This is a genomic window from Rhizobium sp. SRI_017, assembly GCF_057586295.1.
Window position 1 is genome coordinate 91,058 of record NZ_JBYCZP010000014.1, and the last position, 21,447, is coordinate 112,504.

The window sequence follows — 21,447 nt, forward strand, 5'->3', positions numbered from 1 at the left end:
TGGCGGATGCTCGCCGGGCTTTGCCTCGCCTGGGTCTTCATCCTTGCCTTCTTCCATTCTTTCCCCGCGGCCGACATCGCCTTTTCCTCGCTGTTCTGCCAGGCGAAAGACGCCGCCACCGACGGCTGCGACCTGTTTCCCGCGCGAAATCATTGGCTTACGGGTGCATTTCGGCCGCTGTTCTACTGGGTCCCCGTCGGCGCGCTCGTCGTCATGGTCACCGATATCGCCTGGCAATATGCCCGCAACCGTTGGGCCGATCGGGATCGGTTGCGCGGCGAGGTCTTGGCACTGGCCGCCTATCTCGTCGGGCCAATTCTTATCGTCAACGGTCTGCTCAAGGCCTATTCCGGCCGGCCGCGCCCGGTCGATGCAACGCTGTTCGGTGGCAATCTCGATTTTGTTGCGGCGGGCGACCTTTCGGGCGCCTGCATGTCGAACTGCTCATTCGTCTCCGGCGAGGCGGCCGCGGCGGGATGGCTACTTTGCCTGATTCCCCTTCTCCGTGGCCGCTTCCGCCACATCGTGGCGGCCCTGATCATCGACGTTTCGCTCGCAGCACCCTTCCTCAGGGTCGTGATGGGCAGCCACTTCCTCTCCGATGCGATCCTCGGCTGGCTGATCGGGGCGATGAGCCTGCCGACGCTCTTTGCCCTCCACGCGGCATTTCCGCGGGGCATTTCCGCCACACTTGATCGGCTCCGGTAAAAGTGCCACATGCCATGACGGTCCGGGGCTCAAGGGCCGGACTGTCAATCGGTAGATGCATGAACCTGCTGGAGACGTATATTTTCGGCCGGATCTTCCGGATGTTCGTCGCATCGCTCGTGCCGGTGCTGGCGATCATCTGGATCACGCAGGTGCTCGGCCGCATAAATCTCGTCACCGACAGCGGCCAGTCGATCAGCTCCTTTGTCGCGCTTGCCACCTACATGCTGCCGACCCTGATCCCGATCGTGATGCCATTTGCCGTGACCATCGCCGTCACCCAGACATTGCAGACGATGAACGCCGATTCAGAACTCGCGGTCGTAGATGCCGCCGGTGCAAAACGCTCGGTGCTCTACAAGCCGGCGTTGGTCCTCGCGGCTGTGCTCTGTGTCGTTTCCTTCTCCGTCGACAATTTCCTCGAGCCGATCTCGCGCCTGGGCATGCGCAAGACCATCGCCGCGACCTATGCCGACCTTCTCTCCTCGGTCATCGAGGAAAAGGCCTTCCGCAAGATTGATGACGGTCTCTATGTGCAGATCTCGGAGCGCGTGCAGGGCCGCGTGCTGCGTGGCCTCTTCGTCGCCGATTCCCGCGATCCGCATTTCGACATGATCTACTACGCCCGCGAAGGCGCCGTGGATGAAAATGGCGGCACGCTGATCATGAAGGACGGCGAGATCCATCGGAAGATCGAGGGCGGTGAAGTCTCGGTGATCCACTTCGATTCCTATTCCTTCGATCTCTCCGAACTCTCGGCCTCGCGCGGCGAGGCGACGCTGCGCGCCGTCGACCGCGACCTGCCCTTCCTGTTCAATCCGGATCCCGATGATCCCTATTTCAAGGAAAAGCCGCTCGACTTTCAGGCCGAACTGCATCGCCGCCTGACCGACTGGTTCTTCCCGGTCACCTTCGCGCTCATATCGTTGATGATAGCGGGTTCGGCGCATTCGCACCGCGAGCGGCGGCTCAATCCGCTGATCTCGTCGCTCTTCATCGCCTTCGTATACCGTTGGATCACCTTCTATCTCGCCAACCGCATCGAGAATGGCGTGAGTGGGCCTTGGCCGCTCTACATATTCCTTGCCGTGACGAACCTGATGATGATCGCGGCGATCTGGCGCAGTTCGAACCGACTCGGCCGGCCGGCACTCTTCCCGCGCGTCGCCGATGGCTGCGTCGGGCTTTACGGACGCGCGGCGTCGCTCTTCGGACGCAAGGAGGGCGCGCACTGATGACCGGTACGCTCTTCCGTTATTTCCTAAAGCGCCACCTGACAGTCATCTTCTGGTTCCTGATCGGCGTCACCGGCCTCGTCTATCTCGTCGATTTCATCGAAATCGCCTCGCGGCGCGGCGACATTCCGGGCTTCCGCCTGGTCGACGCCCTGTTGCTCACGCTGATCCGCGTGCCTTCGATCCTGCAGCAGACGCTGCCCTTCGTCATGCTGTTCGCAGGCGTCACGGTGCTCGTGACGCTCAACCGCCGCCAGGAAATGGTGGTGACGCGCGCTGCCGGCATCTCGGTCTGGCAATTCATGGCGCCCTTTGTCATCGGCGCCATCATCGTCGGCCTGGCCGGCCTCTTCGTGCTCAATCCGCTCGCGGCCGCCGGCATGCGCAAGGCGACGGAGATCGAAAACGGACTCAAGGCCTCGAAGCGACTCGGGCGCAAGGACGAGACCATCCCCTGGCTCCGCCAGATTACGGCATCCGACGATGTCATCGTCGGCGGTTCTCGCGTAAGTCCCGATGGAACCACCATCGAGGGCGCCGTCTTCATTCACTTCGGCCCGGACAGCAGAATCATCCTGCGACAGGATGCGGCAGAGGCAAAGTTGAAAGATGGTTACTGGGAACTTAACAAGGTCATCGAGACCGCGCCGGGGCAAATTCCGCGCACGCTCGCAACGGCACAAGTCAGTACCAATCTGAAACGGGAGTTCGTTCAGGAACGCCTCGCCCGGCCGGAAACCGTTGCATTCCTCGACATTCCGTCGAAGATCGCCGCGGCCAAGTCCTTCGGCGTGTCCACATCGGTGCTGGAATCGCAGTATCACTCACTGATGTCGATGCCGTTCCTGCTCGTCGCCATGACTCTCATTTCGGCAACAGTCTCCTTAAAATTCAGTAGGTTCAACCAATCGCAGCGGATGATTTTCGGTGGCGTCGTTTCGGGCTTCGTGCTTTATGTGATCACGGTGCTTGTGAAAGCATTCGGTAGCAGCGGTGTCGTGCCTCCGTTCGTTGCAGCCTGGATTCCGGTCGTGGTCGCAATGTTTCTGGGTTCCACGATTCTCCTGCATCAGGAGGACGGTTAGTGGCGGCAGGCAACCGCAAAGGTTGGAAAGTTTTCAGGGGCGCGCTGATTTCAGCAGTGGCGGCCTTTGGGCTTTTTTTGCCTTCAACCATGCCGGTCTTCGCCCAATCCGCGGCCGAGGATTCGGTCGTCAAACCGCCGCCCGGCACCAAGCTTCTGCTCACGGCATCCGAACTCCTCTACGATCAGGATTCGAAGAAGGTCATCGCCGTCGGCGGCGTGCAGATCCATTATGGCGGCTACAAGCTCGTCGCCAAGCGCGTCGAATATAACCAAGCCACCGGTCGGATGACCGCCATCGGCGATATCGAGATGATCGAGCCCAATGGCAACCGTATCTACGGCGACAAGATCGACGTTACCGACAATTTTGCAAACGGCTTCGTCGAAGCGCTGAGGATCGAGACGACCGACAACACGCGACTGGCCGCGGCATCGGGCGAGCGAATCAACAGCGAGGAGATGATCCTCACCAAGGGTGTCTACACCGCCTGCGAGCCGTGCAAGGACCATCCGGAAAAGCCGCCGCTCTGGCAGATCAAGGCCGAGCGCGTGATCCAGAATGGCCGGACCCATACCGTTCGCCTGGAGCAGGCCAGATTCGAGCTGTTCGGTGCGCCGATCGCCTTCCTTCCGGTTCTCGAACTGCCCGACCCCTCGGTGAAGCGGAAGTCCGGCTTTTTGTTCCCGCGCATGTCAACCGCCGAAAATCTCGGCTTCGGTCTGTCGATCCCCTACTACCAGACGATATCGCCACATATGGATGCGACGCTTACGGTAACGGGCTACACGACGCAGGGCGGAATGATCGAGGCCGAATTCCGCCAGCGCTTTCAGCTCGGCCAGCATACGCTGCGGGTGGCCGGTATCGACCAGCTTCGCCCCAGCGCCTTTTCGCGCGACACGGCCGATGCCGAGGTCGATCAGCGCGGCATGATCCAGTCGAAGGCCGACTTCAAGATCAACCCGCGCTGGAGCTTCGGCTGGGACGTCATGGTCCAGTCGGACAACAACTTCGCGCGTACCTATTCGCTCGAAGGACTCGACGACCCCGTCCATACCAACCAGATTTACCTCACCGGTCTAGGTCGCCGGAATTCCTTCGACATGCGTTCCTTTTATTTCGACGTCCAGGACGCCGATCCGAAGAACCAGGAAGAAAAGGAACAGGCGATCGTCCATCCCGTCTTCGATTACACCTATTACCATCCCGACTCGGTGCTCGGTGGCCAGCTTTCGATCACCACGAACTTCACGAGCCTGAGCCGTACAAACACCGACCACTATAGTGCGCTCGAGGGAACCAGCATCAACGACCGCTTCCGCGGGCTTGCCGGCAATTACAGCCGTCTGACGACCGAGGCGGAGTGGAAGCGCACCTTCATCATGCCATTTGGTCTCGTGGTCACGCCGCTTGCGGCCGTGCGCGGTGACGGCATCGACAACGGCATGAACGATCCTTGGGCCGCATACCCGGGCGACTTCCATTCGGCAAGCACAGCAACCCGCAGCATGGTGACGGCCGGCCTCGAAACCCGCTATCCGATCCTGATGACCGCACCGAATTCGAGCCATGTCTTCGAGCCGATCATGCAGATCTTTGCCCGCCCCGATGAACAGCTGGCCGGCGCGCTGCCGAACGAGGATGCGCAGAGCTTCGTCTTCGATGCGTCCAACCTGTTCGCGCGCGACAAGTTCTCGGGCTTCGATCGGATCGAGGGCGGCACCCGCGCCAATCTCGGCGCCCGCTATACCGGCACGTTCGACAATGGCTATACGCTTCGCAGCGTAGTCGGCCAGTCCTTCCTGCTCGATGGCAAAAATTCCTTCGCGACGCCGGATCTCGTCTATGCCGGCGCCGATTCCGGATTGGAGACCTGGCGGTCCGACTATGTCGGTGCGATGGGCATCGAAATGCCGACCGGGATTTCACTGGCGCTCGGGGGCCGGCTTGACGAGAAGACGCTCGACGTTCGCCGCAGCGACGTGACGGTTGGATATTATTCAAACTGGTTGCAGTCGGAAGTGACCTATTCGCAGATCGCCGCGCAGCCTCTCTACGGCTATCCGACCGACAATGAAGAAGTCCAGACGACCGGCGGTGTCAAGTTCGACCCCAATTGGACGCTCTATGGCTCCACGACCTGGGACCTCGACGACAGCGTGCTGTCACGCCGCGGCATCGGCATCGCCTATGATGACAGCTGCACGGTCTTCGCGCTGGCCTTCACCCAGACGCGCGACGTGGCCAACACATCGGCCAATGACTGGCAGATCGGTGCGCGTCTTTCCTTCCGCACGCTGGGCGACGTAAAGGTGGGCGACACCGCCGAGCCGGCGATCGTCGGCCAGACGCTGGTCCCGACATTCCAGTGATACTCCGAGAAAGCCGGCAAGGGTCATTGTTTTGCCGCAAGGAATGTGCAATCCCAGCAACTCATCCAGAAGAAGCAAAGTCTGAAGCAAGAGGTTGGATATCCATGGCCAAAGTCCGTTCGCTTTATTTCGGCGCGGCGTCCTTGCTGCTGGCGGCATTCGTGGTGCCACAGACATTCGTACCCGCTCATGCCGAGCAGATAGCCGCGACCGTCAACAGCATCGTCATAACCTCCGGCGACGTCGCCAAGCGCGTCAAGTTCCTGCAACTCCGCGGCGATAAGGGAAATCTTCAGCAGAAGGCCAAGCAGGAGCTGGTCGATGAAGTGCTGATGCGACAGGAAATCATTCGCACCGGCACATCCGTCAGCACTGAAGATGTCGACGCCGCCTATGAGCGGTTCGGCAAGAACAACAGGATGTCCGCGGCGCAGCTTACGCAGCTTCTGACCCGTGCCGGCGTCGGCGCTGAGCACTTCAAGGCCTATATCGGCGTCTCCATGAGCTGGCCCAAGACGGTCGCCGCCCGCTACGGTGGCAGCACCGGCCGCATGAGCAATGACGAGTTCGTCGCCAAGCTCAAGGAAAACAACGGCAAGAAGCCGACTGTGACCGAATATGTCATCCAGCAGGTGATCTTCGTCATCCCCGACAAGAAGCGCAATTCCATCTCCGGCAAGCGCAAGGCGGAAGCCGAGGCCTCACGCAAGAGCTTCCCCGGCTGTGCCCAGGCCAAGGTTTTCGCAGCCGGTTTCAAGGATGTCTCGGTCCGGCAGCAGCAGCGTGTGCTGGAAACTCAGTTTCCCGACGAAATGAAGGCCGATATGGCCAAGATTCCCGAAGGCGGCACCACCAAAGTGACGCTCGGACCGTATGGTGCTGAATTCTACGCTGTCTGCAAGAAGCGGCAGGTTTCGGACGATCTGGCGGCGCAGGTCACCTTCGAGTCACAGGATCTCGACAAGGCCAAGAAGGACGGCGAGAACCCGAACGCGAAGAAATATCTGGAGGAACTGCGCAAGCAGAACGACGTCACGATGCGCTGAGCGGGGCATCATGACAAACCTCCTTCTGGCGCTGACACAGGGCGACCCGGCCGGCATCGGCCCCGACATCACCCTGATGGCCTGGATACGTAGAACGGCGGAAAAGATTCCGCCGTTTGTATATCTCGGGGATCCCGAAGTTCTCGCGGCGCGGGCCGAAAAGCTCGGTCTTTCCGTTCCCGTCGAAGTGACGGACATAGCGTCAGCGCTCGGCATGTTCGACCGGTCGCTTCCGGTTATGGCCATTCCCGCAGGCGCCAACGTCACACCGGGCAATCCGGACAGTGCCTCCGCCTCGGGAACCATCACTGCCATCGAGCGCGCTGTCGAGCTCACCATGACCGGCAAGACGACTGCCGTCGTCACCAATCCGATCGCCAAATCCGTGCTCTATGGTGCAGGCTTCAAATTCCCTGGTCATACGGAGTTCCTGGCTGATCTCGGCCGTCGCGTGATCGGCCAGCCGATAACGCCTGTGATGATGATCGCGGGGCCCGAACTGCGGACCATACCCGTCACCATCCACATGCCGCTCAAGCAAGTGCCCCAGGTGCTGACGACGCGCATGGTCTATGAGACCTGCCGCATCGCCGACCACGATCTCCGGGTGCGCTTCGGCCTCGAAAGGCCACGGCTCGCCGTCGCCGGGCTCAATCCGCATGCCGGCGAAAACGGATCCCTCGGAAGCGAAGACGCCGCGATTGTCGCGCCTGCCATCGAACAGCTCCGCGCCGAGGGCATCGATGCCTTCGGCCCCCTGCCCGCCGACACAATGTTCCACGCCGCCGCGCGCGAGACCTATGACGTCGCGGTCTGCATGTATCACGATCAGGCGCTGATCCCAGCCAAGGCGCTCGGCTTCGATGATGCGGTCAACGTGACCCTCGGCCTGCCCTTTATCCGCACCTCGCCGGACCACGGCACCGCCTTTTCGCTCGCTGGTACGGGTACTGCGCGGCCGACCAGTCTGATAGCGGCCCTGAGCATGGCGGCCGAGATGGCCCTGAGGGAGCCCTCCAATGGCGGCGCTTGACGGTCTGCCGCCGCTGCGCGAGGTGATCTCCAAACATGGCCTCGATGCGCTGAAGTCGCTCGGCCAGAATTTTCTCCTCGACCTCAACATCACCCAGAAGGTGGCGCGCCAGGCGGGCAAGCTGGACGACGCTGTGGTCGTCGAGGTCGGCCCCGGTCCGGGCGGGCTGACGCGGGCGCTGCTTGCGCTCGGCGCCAGGCATGTGATCGCCATCGAGCGCGACCGCCGCGCCATTCCGGCGCTGATGGAAATCTCGGACTTCTATCCGGGTCGGCTGACCGTCATCGAGGGCGATGCGCTGACAACAGATATCGCCACTCTCGCGCAGCCTGGCACGCCGCTCAAGATCGTCGCCAACCTGCCCTACAATATCGGTACCCAGCTGTTGGTGAACTGGCTGACCGTGCCATGGCCCCCCTTCTGGGACTCGCTGACGCTGATGTTCCAGAAGGAAGTCGGCGAGCGGATCGTGGCCAAGGCCGGCGACGACCATTATGGTCGACTCGGCGTGCTCTGCGGCTGGCTCACCCATGCCGACATGATGTTCGACCTATCGCCGCAGGCGTTCACGCCGCCACCCAAGGTGACCTCGACCGTCATCCATATCGAGCCCAACCGCAGCCCCATTCCCTGCAGCCTCGCCAAGCTGGAGCGCGTGACGCATGCCGCCTTCGGCCAGCGCCGCAAGATGCTGCGCCAGAGCCTGAAACCACTCGGCGGCGAGGCGCTGCTGACGCGGGCCGAGATCGATCCGTCTCGGCGGGCGGAAACGCTCGATGTCGAGGAATTCTGCCGGATCGCCAATCTCATCTGATGGTTCGACCGGCATCGAAGCATCGCGGCCGCGTTCTGCGTTAGGCAAGCGGCACGAAAAATGAGTTGAAAGAGCCTCCGATGACATCCGGACCGAAGCTCCGCACCAATCTCGCCCTGCTGCTGACGCTGGCGACGCTCTGGGGTGCTTCCTACACCTTTATCAAGATCGGCGTGGAGACCATCCCGCCTGTGACACTGATCGCGGTGAGAACGCTGATCGCCGCGACGATCCTGCTCGCGATCCTCAAGATGCGCGGCCTCTCCATGCCCCGCGATCGGGCGACCTGGGCACGCTTCCTGTTTCAGGCATGCCTCAACAGCGTCATCCCCTTCACGCTGATCGCCTGGGCCGAACAGACGGTCGATGCTGGGCTCGCCACCATCCTCAATTCGACAACGCCGATCTTCACCTTCCTGCTCACAGTCCTGATCGTCAGGCATGAGCCGACGTCACCGCGAAAGCTTTTCGGCGTCGCGGCGGGACTGACGGGCGTCTGCCTGATCATCGGGATGGGGGCCCTTGATGGTGTCGGCCAGAGTCTCTGGGCGCAACTCGCGATCCTACTGGCAAGCGTTGCCTATGGCGGTGCTGCGATCTTCGGCAAGAATTTCCGCGATCTCGATCCGATGATGCCGGCAGCCGGGTCGATGATCTGCGGCGCGGTGATACTTCTGCCGCTGAGCCTGATCGTCGACCGGCCGTGGACGCTTGAACCATCCACGGCCTCGATGATGGCGCTGCTTGGCCTGTCCGTCTTCTCGACGGCGCTGGCCTTCGTCATCTTCTTCCACCTCGTCCGGTCGCTCGGTTCGGTGGGCACGACAGCCCAGGCCTATCTGCGCGTTCCGATCGGTGTTGGCATCGGCGTCGTCTGCCTGGGCGAGACGCTGACATCGACAGCAGGCATCGGTCTCGTCTGCGTCATCGCAGGCGTTGCGGCGATGACGATTCCGTCGCGTCGCAAGGCGGCACCAGCCTGAGCCGCGGGACGGCGCGCTCGGACGTGCAGCCCTGGCAGGATTTCATGCAATCGATGTTGCTGGCGCCGGGAATGCCGGCGGCGAACAGTGCGGCCGCGAGCGCCGGACAGCCATCGGCCCCAGGATACATTGTCGGAATGCAGCGCGTCATGGCTCAACCCTCGATCCCGAGACGGCGCGAGAGATCGGCAAAGTCGCGCGGGTCGAGCGTCGGCCTTGAAGCGAGATCGATCACCGCCTTGAAGGCCTCGGGCGGCGCGCTCGCCTTGACGCCGCCGAGCAGGCTCGCGCGCTCATCTGGATTCGACGCCGGGATCATCAGACGCATATAGGCGATCACCTTCTCCGGGGGCAGCTGGGCGATGATGTCCATCTCGATGCCTTCGAGTTCATGATCGGTGAACATAGCATGCAGCATGGGGTTGGCGACGGTCTCTTCCTCATGCATGTGCTCGAGATCGTGTGCTATGAAGGCCGTGAAGCCGAGATAGAGCCGACGTGCAAGCACCTTGCGCATTGCGGTGTCGGCATTTTCGATGGCCTTCAACACGTCCTCCAGCGCGGCAAAATCGCGCTCGTGGCTGTCATGCTGGTCTTCGAGGCGGTCGACTTCACTTGGCTGCTTGTTTTCCATGGCGCGATGGATGTGGTCGTTCTCGTGCTTGAGGTGCGAGGTACCGAGCATCATGATCATGCGCATGTCGGTGATGATCGATTTGGCCTCTTCTTCATCACCGAAATCGGCGCTGCCGATGCGCACCAGGAGCTCGAGCTGCGCCTTGCGCAGGCCCTTGTGGACAGCGCCGTAAATATCCCAGCGGCCGTTGAGATCTGGGGTTTGGATGGGGGAAATGTGGTGCATGGAAACTCCTCAAGTGGAAATGCAGCCAGCTGGCGCCAGCGGTCGAGGGGTTTCTATGCTGAGCGACGCAAAGACGCTTGCTAAATGGATGCTAAGACGCCGAGCCGAATCTTAAAAGGATACTAAGTCCAACCGATCTGCCCGATCCCGAAACTGATCCAAGCTCCGAGGTGGATGCTCATGTATCGTTACCCGGGTTCCAGCCTCCACGATACAATTCTAGCGCGGACTTGAACATTCCAAACGCAATCAACAGGAACGGGCCGAAGATCGAAAACAAGAAGCCGGTTATTGCGTTTGCTGTGGAAGGCGACAACAGTCTCATTCCCGTCGTGAGCTGTTGCACGCGAAAGGTCGCCGGATCGTCGTTTTTGAAGCGCTCGGGAAAGAGGCGCTTGAACGCGGAAACGGAATAGAAGCAGGCGCTTCTACGAGAGCGACCTTGAACCACCCTGCCGTCCGCGATTACAAAATCTTTGCCCAGTTCGGCACCTGGAACGTCACATCTCGCTGGAATCAAAATTGAGCCACCGCTATCGGACCTCCCGGCCAAAGCGACCGCCGCGCTTTCAGCCCCATAATTTTGGATCGCGACAAACGGACCGAACAGTCCCAAGACTGCTGTGCAGATCAAAACGCCTTTTCCCCAGCTCTTGGACACCATATACGCCAAGATCCGGCGCACGGTGAGACCACCAATCAGCGCCGATGGACGGCCCAGGGTCATCACGCCAGCAGCGTATTGACGAAATCGAACATGCCGTGGCGGCGGTCGCGCCGCAGGCGTTCGGCCTCGACGATAGCGCGCACCGAGCCGAAGGCACGGTCGAGATCGTCGTTGATCACACCGTAGTCGTATTCCCGCCAATGGGCGATTTCCTCGCGGGCATTCTTCAAGCGTGTGGCGATCACTTCAGGGGAGTCTTCGGCGCGACGATTGAGCCTTGATTGCAGCTCTTCCATGGTCGGGGGCAGGATGAAGATCGAGACGACGTCAGCCGGCATCTTGTCCTGCAGTTGCTGGGCGCCCTGCCAATCGATATCGAACAGCATGTCACGGCCTTCGGACATGGCGACCTCCACCGGTTCGCGCGGCGTGCCGTAGAAATTTCCGTGGACCTCGGCCCATTCGAGCAATGAGTCGCTCGACTTCAGCCGCTCAAATTCCTTCTGGCTGACGAAATGATAGTGGACACCCTCTATCTCCGACGGCCGGCGCGCCCTCGTCGTCACGCTGACGGAGAGCGACATGTCGCGATCAGCCTCGAGTACATTGCGGGCGATGGTGGATTTGCCTGCGCCGGACGGCGAGGAAATCACCAGCATCAAGCCACGCCGCGCGATTTCCACGTACCTCTTGTCGGTCGCCATCAATCACTCCAGATTTTGCACCTGCTCGCGAAACTGGTCGATGACGACCTTGAGCTCGATCCCCGCTGCGGTCACCGCCGCGCTATTGGATTTAGAACAGATCGTGTTCGATTCGCGATTGAATTCTTGCGCGAGGAAATCGAGCTTGCGGCCAACCGGCCCGCCCTTTGCGAGCAAATCGCGAGCGGCCGATATATGCGACTTCAGCCGGTCGACCTCTTCGCGCACGTCGGCCTTGGTCGCCAGGATAGCGACTTCGCCATGGAGCCGGTCACGATCGAGCGAGCCGGACGTGCCGTCGAGAAGGGCCGCAATCTGGCTTTCGAGCCGCGCCCGGATCTGCTCCGGCGAACGCGACGGATCGCCCTCTACCATGTTGGTGAGCTTTTCGATTGCAGCGACCTGGGTAAGAAGCACCGCAGCAAGTGCTGCACCCTCCGCCTCTCGCATCGCCGCCATCGCCGCCGAAGCCTTTTCAATGCCGGCGAGAATATCGTGGTCGAGCGTTTCCAGTTCAGCGGGATTGTCGGCGACATCACGGAAATCGACGACGCCGCGAATGCCGAGCAGCGTGTCGAAGCGGAGCGGAGCGGGGTCGACCTTGCCTTCAAGATCCTTTCGGAGATCGAGCACGGCCTGCAGCGCCGCCTGGTTGACGACGGCTTCGACCCTGGTTTCGCCCGCTTGGATGTTGAGAGCGACCTGAATGTTGCCGCGGGCGAAATGGGCCGAGGCAATGCGGCGGATCTCCGACTCTAGCCGCTCAAAGCCCTGCGGCAACCGCAGACGGAGATCGAGCCCCTTGCCGTTGACAGAGCGAAGTTCCCACGCCCATTGGTGCCGTCCGGTGCGGCCGTCGAGGCGCGCAAATCCGGTCATGGATTGCAGCGGCATTCACTTTCCCCTTCATGGCGCAGCGAGGTGCGCCGGCCCTCGCTTATGGTTGCGGGGTCTCGGCGCCATCCTGTTGATCGGCAGCCTTCTTCTGGTCTTCCTGGAATTTCCGCCAGCGCTTGACGTTCTCGTTATGCTCGTCGAGCGTCGTGGCGAAGGCGTGCCCGCCGGAACCGTCAGCCACGAAATAAAGATAGTCGGTCCGCGACGGATTGGCGACCGATTCAAGGGCAGCACGTCCAGGATTGGCGATCGGCGTCGGCGGCAGGCCGTCGATGCGGTAGGTGTTGTAAGGCGTTTCCTTCTCGATATCGGCCTTGGTCAACTCACGCTCCGCCGGCTTGCCGTCGCCGCCGAAGAGCCCATAGACGATGGTCGGATCGGACTGCAGGCGCATGCCCTTCTTGATGCGGTTGAGGAAAACCGAAGCGACCTGCGGTCGCTCGTCGGCCTTGCCGGTTTCCTTCTCGACGATCGAGGCAAGGATGAGCAGCTCTTCCTTGGAAGCGAGCGGCAGGTCCTTGTCGCGCTTCTCCCATACTTCGTCGAGGACGCGGCTCTGGGAGGTGGTCATCTGCGCGAGGACCGCGCTGCGCTTGCTACCGCGCGTGAATTTGTAGGTATCGGGCCGGAGCGTTCCCTCCGCCGGCAGCTCGGCCGGGAGGTCGCCGTCGAGATTGGGGTCGGCCGCGATCCGCTTGAACATCTGCTTGACGGTCAGGCCCTCAGGCAGCGTCACCGAATACTGGATCGACTTTCCGGACTTGAGAATGTCCATGATCTCCATCATCGAGGCATTCGCCTTGATGGCATATTCTCCGTGGCGGGACTTCTGGTCCTCGCCCAGGAACTTCGTGACGGTCTTGAAGACGCGCGAATTGGAGATGATATTCTTGCGCTCAAGCCCATCGGCGATCTCGGAAATGCCGGCTCCTTCGCGCACGAGGAAGGTCGTATCGGTCTGGAGCGGGCCGGGCTGCTGATATTCGCGGAATGCGTAATAGACCAAAGCGACCGCCGCCACGGTCAGGAAGGTGAGGATCGTCATCACGAAGTTGAGGAAGATGACGAGCTGGCTGCGGGCTTCGCGTGACCGGCGCGGCGGCAGAGGAACCTTTTCGGGCCGCAGAGCATCCTTCGCCGATTGCGGGATGATCCGCTTCTGGCTGTCGCCAGGAAGAACCGGACGGCCGAACTGACCTTCGCTCGTGGAATTGGGGTCGGTCAAATGCATTCCTCGATCATGGACTGAATCAACGGCCGATTAAGCCGACAATCTGAGCGGCATTGCGGCAAAACCGGAGCACGGCAACATGCCCCGGAATGTCCTTTCCGGGGCGACGATTGTCAATCCTGATGACGACGGAGAACGAGGGAGGCGTTCGTTCCGCCGAAACCGAAGGAATTGGAGAGCGCAACATCGACTTTGCGCTGGCGTGCCTTGTTGGGCACCAGGTCGATCTTGGTCTCGACCTCGGGATTTTCAAGGTTGATGGTCGGCGGCACCACATTGTCGCGGACGGCCAGAATCGAGAAGATTGCCTCGATCGCGCCGGCGGCACCAAGCAGGTGACCGGTCATCGACTTGGTCGAGGACATCGACACCTTGGAAGCATCGTCACCGACGAGGCGCTCGACGGCGCCGAGCTCGATCGTGTCGGCCATGGTCGATGTGCCGTGGGCATTGATGTAGTCGATATCGCCGGGCGTCATGCCGGCACGCTTCAGTGCCATGCGCATGCAGCGCTCTGCGCCTTCGCCGTTCTCCGACGGTGCGGTGATGTGGAAGGCATCGCCCGACAGGCCGTAACCGACGACTTCGGCATAGATCTTGGCGCCACGCGCCCTGGCATGTTCGAGTTCTTCGAGCACCACAATGCCGGCGCCCTCGCCCATGACGAAGCCGTCGCGGTCCTTGTCATAGGGGCGCGAGGCGCGCGTGGGCTCTTCGTTGAATCTCGTCGAAAGCGCCTTGCAGGCGGCAAAGCCCGCCAGCGAGATGCGGCTTACCGGCGATTCGCTACCGCCGGCGACCATGACGTCGGCATCGCCAAGCCCGATCAGGCGTGCGGCATCGCCGATCGCATGCGCACCGGTCGAACAGGCCGTGACGACGGAGTGGTTCGGACCGCGCAGCTTGTGGCGGATCGACACCTGGCCCGAGACCAGGTTGATCAGACGGCCAGGAATGAAAAAGGGAGAAACGCGGCGCGGACCCTTGTCGCGGAGGGTGTAGCCCGCCTCGACAATGCCTTCGACGCCGCCAATGCCGGAGCCGATTAGAACGCCGGTCGCGATCTGGTCCTCGTCGCTCTCGGGATGCCAGTTGGCATCGGCCAGCGCCATGTCGGCCGCAGCCATGCCATAGACAATGAAGGGATCGACCTTGCGCTGGTCCTTCGGCTCCATCCAGTCATCGGCATTGTACGTGCCGTTGGAGCCGTCACCGAACGGCAGCCTGCAGGCAATCTTCGCCGGCAGGTCTTCGACCTCGAATTCCGTAACCTTGCGGGCGCCGCTCTTGCCAGCGAGCGCATTCGCCCAGGTGGCATCGACGCCGCATCCAAGCGGGGTCAGCATGCCAAGCCCCGTGACAACAACACGTCTCATGGCTCGTTCTCCACCCTACTCACTATCGTTCAAGCATCCGTACAGTAAACTGCCGAGTGGACGGCAAACTGCCGGGCTGCGGCTCACGCCCCGCCCGGCAGCTCCAAACCGGGAATATCAGGCCTGAGCCTTGGAGATGAACTTCACTGCGTCGCCGACCGTCAGGATCGAGTCAGCAGCATCGTCCGGAATTTCAACGCCGAACTCTTCTTCGAAGGCCATCACGAGTTCGACGGTATCGAGAGAATCAGCGCCCAGATCATCGATGAAGCTGGCGGCTTCAGTCACCTTGTCGGCTTCAACGCCAAGATGATCAATCACAATTTTCTTTACGCGTTCTGCGATATCGCTCATGTCGGTTTCCTCGACCTTCGTCTGTTTGTCCGCCTTGATCGGCGACTTACCCGAATTGCACCGCTACTCGCATATAGGCTCGAGAGCGGCAGTTCCATCTAGAGGCTCACCCGGTCAAAATCCAGTCTAAACCGATTTTACCCCGTTGCCCCACCCTAGAGACTGCTCTCAGTCTCCTGCGGCTTAACACGGTTTATTTCCCGCGCAAAGCCTGAAAATGCGGTATTCTCGGCTGTCCAAGTGTCATTTTCCGACGCTTTTCTCTCCGAGAGAGAGCCGCGTTTTGGCCGCCATCTCAACAACACCGAAACCCGCCCTTGTTTCGTCAGAGCATCGCCATGCCGCCGTTGACGTGCAGCACGTGGCCAGTGATGTAGGAACACTCCTCCGAGGCGAGGAAGCTGACGGCGGCGGCCACTTCCTTACCCAGGCCCATGCGCTTCATCGGGATCTTCACGAAAAGCGTTTCCTTTTGCTTGTCGTTCAGCTTCTCGGTCATCGCGCTTTCGATGAATCCCGGCGAGACGCAATTGGCCATGATGTTGCGCGAGGCGACTTCGCAGGCAAATGCCTTGGTGAAACCTTCCAGGCCGGCCTTGGAGGCGCAGTAGTTCGCCTGGCCGGCATTGCCGATGGCGGCGACCACCGAGGAAATGTTGACGACGCGGCCGTAGCGGCGCTTCATCATCGGGCCGCAAAGCTCGCGCGTCAGCACGAAGGCGGCGTTGAGGTTAATGTTGATGACCTTGTCCCAGTCCTCGTCGCTCATCCGCATCATCAGTCCGTCATTGGTGATGCCGGCATTGTTGACTAGGATATCGACGCCGCCGAGTTCGGCTTCTGCCGTCTTGGCCAGTTCCTTGACAGCGGCGCGGTCGGACAGGTTGGCGGTGAAGATCATGGTGCGGTCGCCGAGCTCGGCCGCAAGCGCTTCCAGCTTTTCGCGACGGGTGCCATGCAGGCCGATGACGGCGCCCTGGGCATGCAAGGCGCGAGCGATTTCCTCGCCGATGCCGCCGGTTGCTCCGGTAACAAGTGCCTTGCGGCCGGTCAGGTCGAACATGTCGCTAATCCCTCAATATTGAAATCAACCATTGAGCGCCGCGAGCGCGGCCTCGATGTCGGCAGGCGTGTTGACGGCGGTGCCGGCCAGCGATTTATCGATGCGGCGCACCAGGCCGGTCAGCACCTTGCCGGAACCAATCTCGTAAAGCGAGGTCACGCCGTTCTTCGCGAACCACTCGACCGTTTCGCGCCAGCGCACCTGGCCGGTCACCTGCTCGACGAGCAGCTTGACGATTTCGGAGGCATCGGTGACGGGTGCCGCGCGGACATTGGCGATGAGGGGCACGATCGGGCTCTTGGCCGAGACCTTGCCGAGTGCCTCGGCCATGGCATCGGCGGCCGGGGCCATCAGCGTGGAGTGAAAGGGCGCGGAGACCGGCAGCAGGATCGCGCGCAGCGCCTTCTGTTCCTTGGCGAGTTCAGCAGCCTTTTCGACCGCCCCCTTCTCACCGGAGATCACAAGCTGGCCGCCGCCATTGTCGTTGGCGATCTGGCAGGCGCCGAGCGACGCGACGGAATCGCAGATGGTTTGCACCGCAGTCTGTTCAAGGCCGATGATCGCTGCCATCGCGCCCTTGCCAGCGGGAACGGCTGCCTGCATGGCATTGCCGCGGATGCGGAGCAGCCGCGCGGTATCGGCCAGCGAGAAGGTGCCGGCGGCACAGAGCGCCGAATATTCGCCGAGCGAATGGCCGGCGACATAGGAGACCTTGGATTTCAGGTCGAGGCCGCGGGCTTCCATCACCCGGATCGCTGCGATCGAGACGGCCATCAGCGCCGGCTGGGCGTTGGCGGTAAGGGTCAGCGCTTCCTCGGGACCGTTCCACATGGTGTCGGTGAGCTTCTCGCCGAGCGCCTCATCGACCTCGTCGAACACGGCGCGGGCTTCGGCAAAGCTGTCGGCGAGCGCCTTGCCCATGCCAACCGACTGGCTGCCCTGTCCCGGAAAGGTGAATGCGACCGTCATCGCGGCCTCCCTATCTTTAGTCTTGGCTTTATCTTTGGCCTTCCCATTCACACAATCTTGCAGGCTGTCAAGCATGGCGAGCGTGAAGACAACTGCTTTTTGGCCGTGCACTGCTCTTGCACCGCAACAAAATCGGCCTAGATTTCTGCGACTTCATCTGGGGATTTCATCATATGCGTTTCAACGAACTTGGCCGGACCGGCATCAAGGTCTCGGAGATTTGCCTGGGTACCATGACCTGGGGCAGCCAGAACAGCGAGGCCGAGGCCCACGAACAGATGGACTACGCGCTTGATCAGGGCGTCAACTTCTTCGATACCGCGGAGCTCTATCCGACCACGCCGGTGTCCGATGCAACGCAGGGCGACACCGAGAAATTCATCGGCACATGGATGAAGGCGCGCGGCAATCGCGACAGGATCGTGCTGGCCACCAAGATTTCCGGCCCCGGCCGCGCCTATATCCGCGGCGGCCGGCCGATCAACCGGCAGGAAATCCAGGCAGCGCTCGAGCTTTCGCTCAAGCGGCTCGATACTGACTATATCGACCTCTACCAGCTGCATTGGCCCAATCGCGGCCACTATCACTTCCGCCAGCTCTGGACCTATCATCCGGAGAAGCAGCCCGCGAAGGCTGAGGTGCATGACAATCTGCTGGAAATTCTCCAGGCGCTCGGCGACGCCGTGAAAGCCGGCAAGATCCGCGCCATCGGCCTGTCCAACGAGACGGCCTGGGGTACGATGCAGTTCCTGCAGCTCGCCGAACAGCACCGCCTGCCCCGCGTCGCCTCCGTGCAGAACGAATACAATCTGCTCTATCGGCCGCATGATGCCGATTTCGCCGAACTCAGCCACCACGAAAATGTCGGCCTGCTCGCCTACTCGCCGCTCGCCGCCGGCCTGCTCACCGGCAAATATGTGGACGGCGCCAAGCCCGCCGGTTCACGCATAACCGTCAATGGCGATCTCGGCGGCCGATTCAACCGCCATCAGGAGCCCGCCGTGCGCGAGCATGTCGAAGTCGCCCGCAAGCATGGCCTCGATCCGGCGCAGATGGCGCTGGCCTATTGCCTTACTCGGCCTTTCATGACCTCGGCCATCATCGGCGCGACCAGCATGGAACAGCTGAAGACGAATATTGGCGCCAAGGATGTAATCCTCGACGACGGTGTACTGCGCGACCTAAAGGCCGTGATCCGAAACCATCCAATGCCGATCTGATTCTTCACGCTTCGCTAACGCGGCCACGATATTCTAGCGGCGGATAATTGCATCCGGCCGCAGGGCGGCTGCGAAGATGGAGCGTGACGAGTCCATGCCTTCATAAGCATGGGCACACGAATTTGCGTATGTTCGGCCTCAACAGCTATTACGCCACGACGAGCGCGCGAGACTATGTCGATCAGTTGTTCGGCAAGAGCGGTTCCGCGAAAGTCGACACGCCGGTTACCAGCACCTATCGGCCGCCCTCCTTCGATGTCGCCACGGGCACCACGGCGACCGACCGGGCGCTCGCCAAGATCGTCTCGCTCATCTGGGAGATGGAGAATGGCGGCGGCGAAAAACAGACCTCGGTCGACGAATCCAACGGCTACATCCTGAATGCCACAGGCACGGAGGAAGCCGACAAGATCGACATGAAGGCGATTTCGGCCTTCCAGATATCCACCGGGGCCGGCGACGACACGGTGACAGTCAAGGCGGGCAGCCTCGCAGCGCTCGACGCCGGCGACGGAAACGACACGGTCAATCTTGCCGCCGGCTATCTCGCCGATGTCGATGGCGGCGACGGCGACGACAAGATCCATATTGCCGGCGACCTCGCTGACACGGTGTCTGGTGGTGCTGGCAATGACGAGATCAAGATCAGCGCCAATGCCATGCTGGGGATTTCCGGCGGGGACGGCAATGATACGCTCTATATCGAGGGCAAGCGCATCTTCGCGAGCGGTGGTACGGGCGACGACAGCTTCACCATCAACAGCACCGGCGACGGCGTCACCGAACTGTCCTTCATCCGCGGCGATGGCAAGGATGTCGTCAATACCAATGCTGCCACTGACATCAGGCTCTCGAGCTCGATCTTCGACCCGCAGAACTCCGGGACGGGCTCCGCGCTGACACCCGATGACCTCGATATCGCTGTGTCGGATAACCGCCTTGTCCTCCGCGTCAAGGACTCCGCCGACATGGTGACCATCAATTTCGACAAGGGCGCGCTCGAGGGCAAGGTCCCGAGCTTCAGCTTCGACATGGACAACGGCAGCTACGTGCTGCGCATCCGATAGGCCCTCGCCGAGGCGATTTCCGGCCGGGCGGCAATTCGTCCCTCTTTCGCAGGTTCACAAACCTTGCGGCACCTCTGTATAAGGAGCGCCGTCCGCGAAAGGTCCTCGCCGAATGAATGCCAGAATTGCCCTCTTCCTGATCATCGCCGTCACGGTCTGGCGCATCGCGCTCCTGCCCTATGGCACCGACCTGTTCGTCGACGAGGCGCAGTACTGGTTCTGGGGCGAGAATCTCGATCTCGGCTATTATTCCAAGCCACCCATGATCGCCTGGGTCATCCGGACATTTACGACGCTTGCCGGTTCGGACGACGCCTTCTTCATCCGCCTCGCCGGCCCTCTCTTCCACATGGGTACCGCGCTGGTACTGATGGACTGCGCACGGCGCGTCGCTGGTGAAGCCTATGCCGGCTGGACAGGCGTCACCTATGTCACGGCGCCTGCGGTGGCCTTCGCCTCGGTCTATATGTCTACCGACACGCTGCTGCTGTTCTTCGTGGCAGTGACGCTCTGGGCCTATATCGACCTGACTCGTCGCGCCTCGGCGGGACTTGCCCTGCTGATGGGCGTCGCGTTCGGACTTGCCTTCCTGTCGAAATATTCTGTCCTGCTACTGGTGCCTGGCGGTCTGGCGGCACTTCTGCTGGTCAGGGAAGCCCGCATCGGCTGGCGCGATTTCTTCGTCTCCGCGATTGCCGCAGCGGTGATCGCCTCGCCGAACCTGATCTGGAATGTGCTCCACGACGCGACCACGGTGCGCCACACCACCGAGCTCGCCGAATGGGCGACCATGCATCTCGATTTCGGCAATGCGCTGGAATTCTTCGGCGCGCAGTTCGGCGTCATCGGCCCGGTCACCTTCGCCGCGCTCATCTGGGCCAGTCTCGGCGTGCTGGGCGGCAAGGCACTGCCCTGGCAGAAAATCCTGTTCTGGCTCTCGATGCCGGTCGTGGCGCTGATCACGCTGCAGGCGCTGACCGGCAAGGCCTATGCCAACTGGGCAGCGCTCGGCTATGTCGCGGGCGTGCCTCTCGCCGTCTGGTGGCTTGGAGACCGCTGGAAGACCGGCCTCTGGATCTCGCTCGCCTTCAATGGCTTCGCGACAATCGCCTTCCCGCTGATCACGGTCTTTCCGGACGCGGTGACGCTGCCGAACGGCAATCCCGTGCTCAAACGCCATCTCGGCCGCAGCGAGATCAGCCTCTGGGCCGCCGACGCCGCCCGCAAGGCGGGTCTCTCCGTCATCGTCACCGACAACAGGGACATGGTGGCCGACCTCTTCCACACGCTGCGGGGCGATTCTTTCAAGTTCTATGCCCGCGCGCCGGCTGGCTTCCCCGGAAGCTACTACGAGCAACTTTTTGCTCTACCGGCAGACCTTAGTGGCGACGTGGCCTACCTCACGCGCGATCCATTGACCTGCGCCGCGCAGCCCCCGCAACAAGTCGCGACCATCACGCCGGATCACGGCCACTTCGATGGAAAGCAGATCTATCTCTACAGGACCACGGCTGCCTGCCTGCCGGTGCAGTGAGCGAGCGGGAGGGAATGTGCCCCCACCCCTTGCTTTTGCCGCATTTGACTGTATAAGCCGGCCTCATCAAACACCCGGCCGTCGGCTGGTGGCTTTACGGAAGGCCGGTCTCGCGATTGAGACCGTCAGGAACCAGAGGGTTCCGGTTTCCCGTGTCTCCGCTCTCGACCGTACCGAAATAAACGCTTTTCTTGCCGCGGCATCGCCGCTTCCAGGATCAGTCG

At 61.6% G+C, this 21,447-nt stretch carries 20 protein-coding genes; 11 read left to right on the forward strand and 9 right to left on the reverse strand.

Annotated features, from left to right (window positions below; translation table 11 throughout):
- Positions 1–6 precede the first annotated feature (6 nt).
- From AC2YI2_RS25545 to AC2YI2_RS25580, 8 genes are all read left to right on the forward strand, one after another.
- Positions 7–708: a phosphatase PAP2 family protein gene (locus AC2YI2_RS25545; RefSeq protein WP_487389335.1), complete on the forward strand. Its 702-nt coding sequence runs from the start codon at positions 7–9 to the stop codon at positions 706–708.
- 59 nt (positions 709–767) lie between these two features.
- Positions 768–1,943, forward strand: coding sequence for an LptF/LptG family permease (locus tag AC2YI2_RS25550; protein WP_487389336.1), 1,176 nt, complete (start codon positions 768–770; stop codon positions 1,941–1,943).
- Positions 1,940–3,028: an LPS export ABC transporter permease LptG gene (gene lptG, locus AC2YI2_RS25555; protein WP_487389435.1), complete on the forward strand. Its 1,089-nt coding sequence runs from the start codon at positions 1,940–1,942 to the stop codon at positions 3,026–3,028. Before AC2YI2_RS25550 ends, lptG begins: the two co-directional genes overlap by 4 nt.
- Positions 3,028–5,403 (forward strand): LPS-assembly protein LptD, encoded by a 2,376-nt coding sequence (locus tag AC2YI2_RS25560; protein WP_487389337.1) that lies wholly within the window; start codon positions 3,028–3,030, stop codon positions 5,401–5,403. The genes lptG and AC2YI2_RS25560 overlap by 1 nt, the downstream gene beginning before the upstream one ends.
- Before the next feature lie 104 nt (positions 5,404–5,507).
- The gene (locus AC2YI2_RS25565) at positions 5,508–6,449 is read left to right on the forward strand and encodes a SurA N-terminal domain-containing protein (protein ID WP_487389338.1); all 942 of its coding nucleotides are present in this window, start codon (positions 5,508–5,510) and stop codon (positions 6,447–6,449) included.
- A 10-nt stretch (positions 6,450–6,459) separates the two neighbouring features.
- On the forward strand, positions 6,460–7,482 hold the full coding sequence (pdxA, locus tag AC2YI2_RS25570) for a 4-hydroxythreonine-4-phosphate dehydrogenase PdxA (protein WP_487389339.1): 1,023 nt from the start codon (positions 6,460–6,462) through the stop codon (positions 7,480–7,482).
- The gene (rsmA, locus tag AC2YI2_RS25575) at positions 7,469–8,296 is read left to right on the forward strand and encodes a 16S rRNA (adenine(1518)-N(6)/adenine(1519)-N(6))-dimethyltransferase RsmA (RefSeq protein ID WP_487389340.1); all 828 of its coding nucleotides are present in this window, start codon (positions 7,469–7,471) and stop codon (positions 8,294–8,296) included. Before pdxA ends, rsmA begins: the two co-directional genes overlap by 14 nt.
- Positions 8,297–8,376: 80 nt before the next feature.
- Positions 8,377–9,279, forward strand: coding sequence for a DMT family transporter (locus AC2YI2_RS25580; protein ID WP_487389341.1), 903 nt, complete (start codon positions 8,377–8,379; stop codon positions 9,277–9,279).
- A gap of 154 nt (positions 9,280–9,433) precedes the next feature.
- Here AC2YI2_RS25580 and AC2YI2_RS25585 read toward each other — a convergent pair whose 3' ends face one another.
- From AC2YI2_RS25585 to fabD, 9 genes are all read right to left on the reverse strand, one after another.
- Entirely contained in the window at positions 9,434–10,141 is a 708-nt protein-coding gene (locus AC2YI2_RS25585) for a hemerythrin domain-containing protein (protein WP_487389342.1), read from the reverse strand.
- A 178-nt stretch (positions 10,142–10,319) separates the two neighbouring features.
- Positions 10,320–10,868 carry a hypothetical protein gene (locus tag AC2YI2_RS25590; RefSeq protein ID WP_487389343.1) on the reverse strand — a complete coding sequence of 183 codons (549 nt, stop codon included), beginning with the start codon at positions 10,866–10,868 and terminating at the stop codon, positions 10,320–10,322.
- Positions 10,868–11,512, reverse strand: a complete 645-nt coding sequence (gene gmk, locus AC2YI2_RS25595) for a guanylate kinase (protein ID WP_487389344.1) — start codon at positions 11,510–11,512, stop codon at positions 10,868–10,870. The genes AC2YI2_RS25590 and gmk overlap by 1 nt, the downstream gene beginning before the upstream one ends.
- 3 nt (positions 11,513–11,515) lie before the next feature.
- The gene (locus tag AC2YI2_RS25600; protein WP_487389345.1) at positions 11,516–12,406 is read right to left on the reverse strand and encodes a YicC/YloC family endoribonuclease; all 891 of its coding nucleotides are present in this window, start codon (positions 12,404–12,406) and stop codon (positions 11,516–11,518) included.
- A gap of 43 nt (positions 12,407–12,449) precedes the next feature.
- Positions 12,450–13,634, reverse strand: a complete 1,185-nt coding sequence (gene mltG / locus AC2YI2_RS25605) for an endolytic transglycosylase MltG (RefSeq protein ID WP_487389346.1) — start codon at positions 13,632–13,634, stop codon at positions 12,450–12,452.
- 119 nt (positions 13,635–13,753) lie between these two features.
- On the reverse strand, positions 13,754–15,016 hold the full coding sequence (gene fabF / locus AC2YI2_RS25610; protein ID WP_487389347.1) for a beta-ketoacyl-ACP synthase II: 1,263 nt from the start codon (positions 15,014–15,016) through the stop codon (positions 13,754–13,756).
- Positions 15,017–15,133: 117 nt separating this feature from the next.
- Positions 15,134–15,370 (reverse strand): acyl carrier protein, encoded by a 237-nt coding sequence (locus AC2YI2_RS25615; RefSeq protein WP_487389348.1) that lies wholly within the window; start codon positions 15,368–15,370, stop codon positions 15,134–15,136.
- A 325-nt stretch (positions 15,371–15,695) separates the two neighbouring features.
- Entirely contained in the window at positions 15,696–16,433 is a 738-nt protein-coding gene (gene fabG / locus AC2YI2_RS25620) for a 3-oxoacyl-[acyl-carrier-protein] reductase (RefSeq protein ID WP_487389349.1), read from the reverse strand.
- A 24-nt stretch (positions 16,434–16,457) separates the two neighbouring features.
- Positions 16,458–17,402 carry an ACP S-malonyltransferase gene (gene fabD, locus AC2YI2_RS25625; RefSeq protein ID WP_487389350.1) on the reverse strand — a complete coding sequence of 315 codons (945 nt, stop codon included), beginning with the start codon at positions 17,400–17,402 and terminating at the stop codon, positions 16,458–16,460.
- A gap of 173 nt (positions 17,403–17,575) precedes the next feature.
- On the opposite strand from fabD, the gene AC2YI2_RS25630 reads away from it, so the two are divergent.
- The 3 genes from AC2YI2_RS25630 (at position 17,576) to AC2YI2_RS25640 (ending at position 21,223) form a co-directional block, all read left to right on the forward strand.
- A complete protein-coding gene (locus AC2YI2_RS25630; protein ID WP_487389351.1) occupies positions 17,576–18,622 on the forward strand; it encodes an aldo/keto reductase in 1,047 nt (348 codons plus the stop codon).
- A gap of 128 nt (positions 18,623–18,750) precedes the next feature.
- The gene (locus AC2YI2_RS25635) at positions 18,751–19,689 is read left to right on the forward strand and encodes a hypothetical protein (RefSeq protein WP_487389352.1); all 939 of its coding nucleotides are present in this window, start codon (positions 18,751–18,753) and stop codon (positions 19,687–19,689) included.
- Positions 19,690–19,801: 112 nt separating this feature from the next.
- Entirely contained in the window at positions 19,802–21,223 is a 1,422-nt protein-coding gene (locus AC2YI2_RS25640; protein ID WP_487389353.1) for an ArnT family glycosyltransferase, read from the forward strand.
- Positions 21,224–21,447 lie beyond the last annotated feature (224 nt).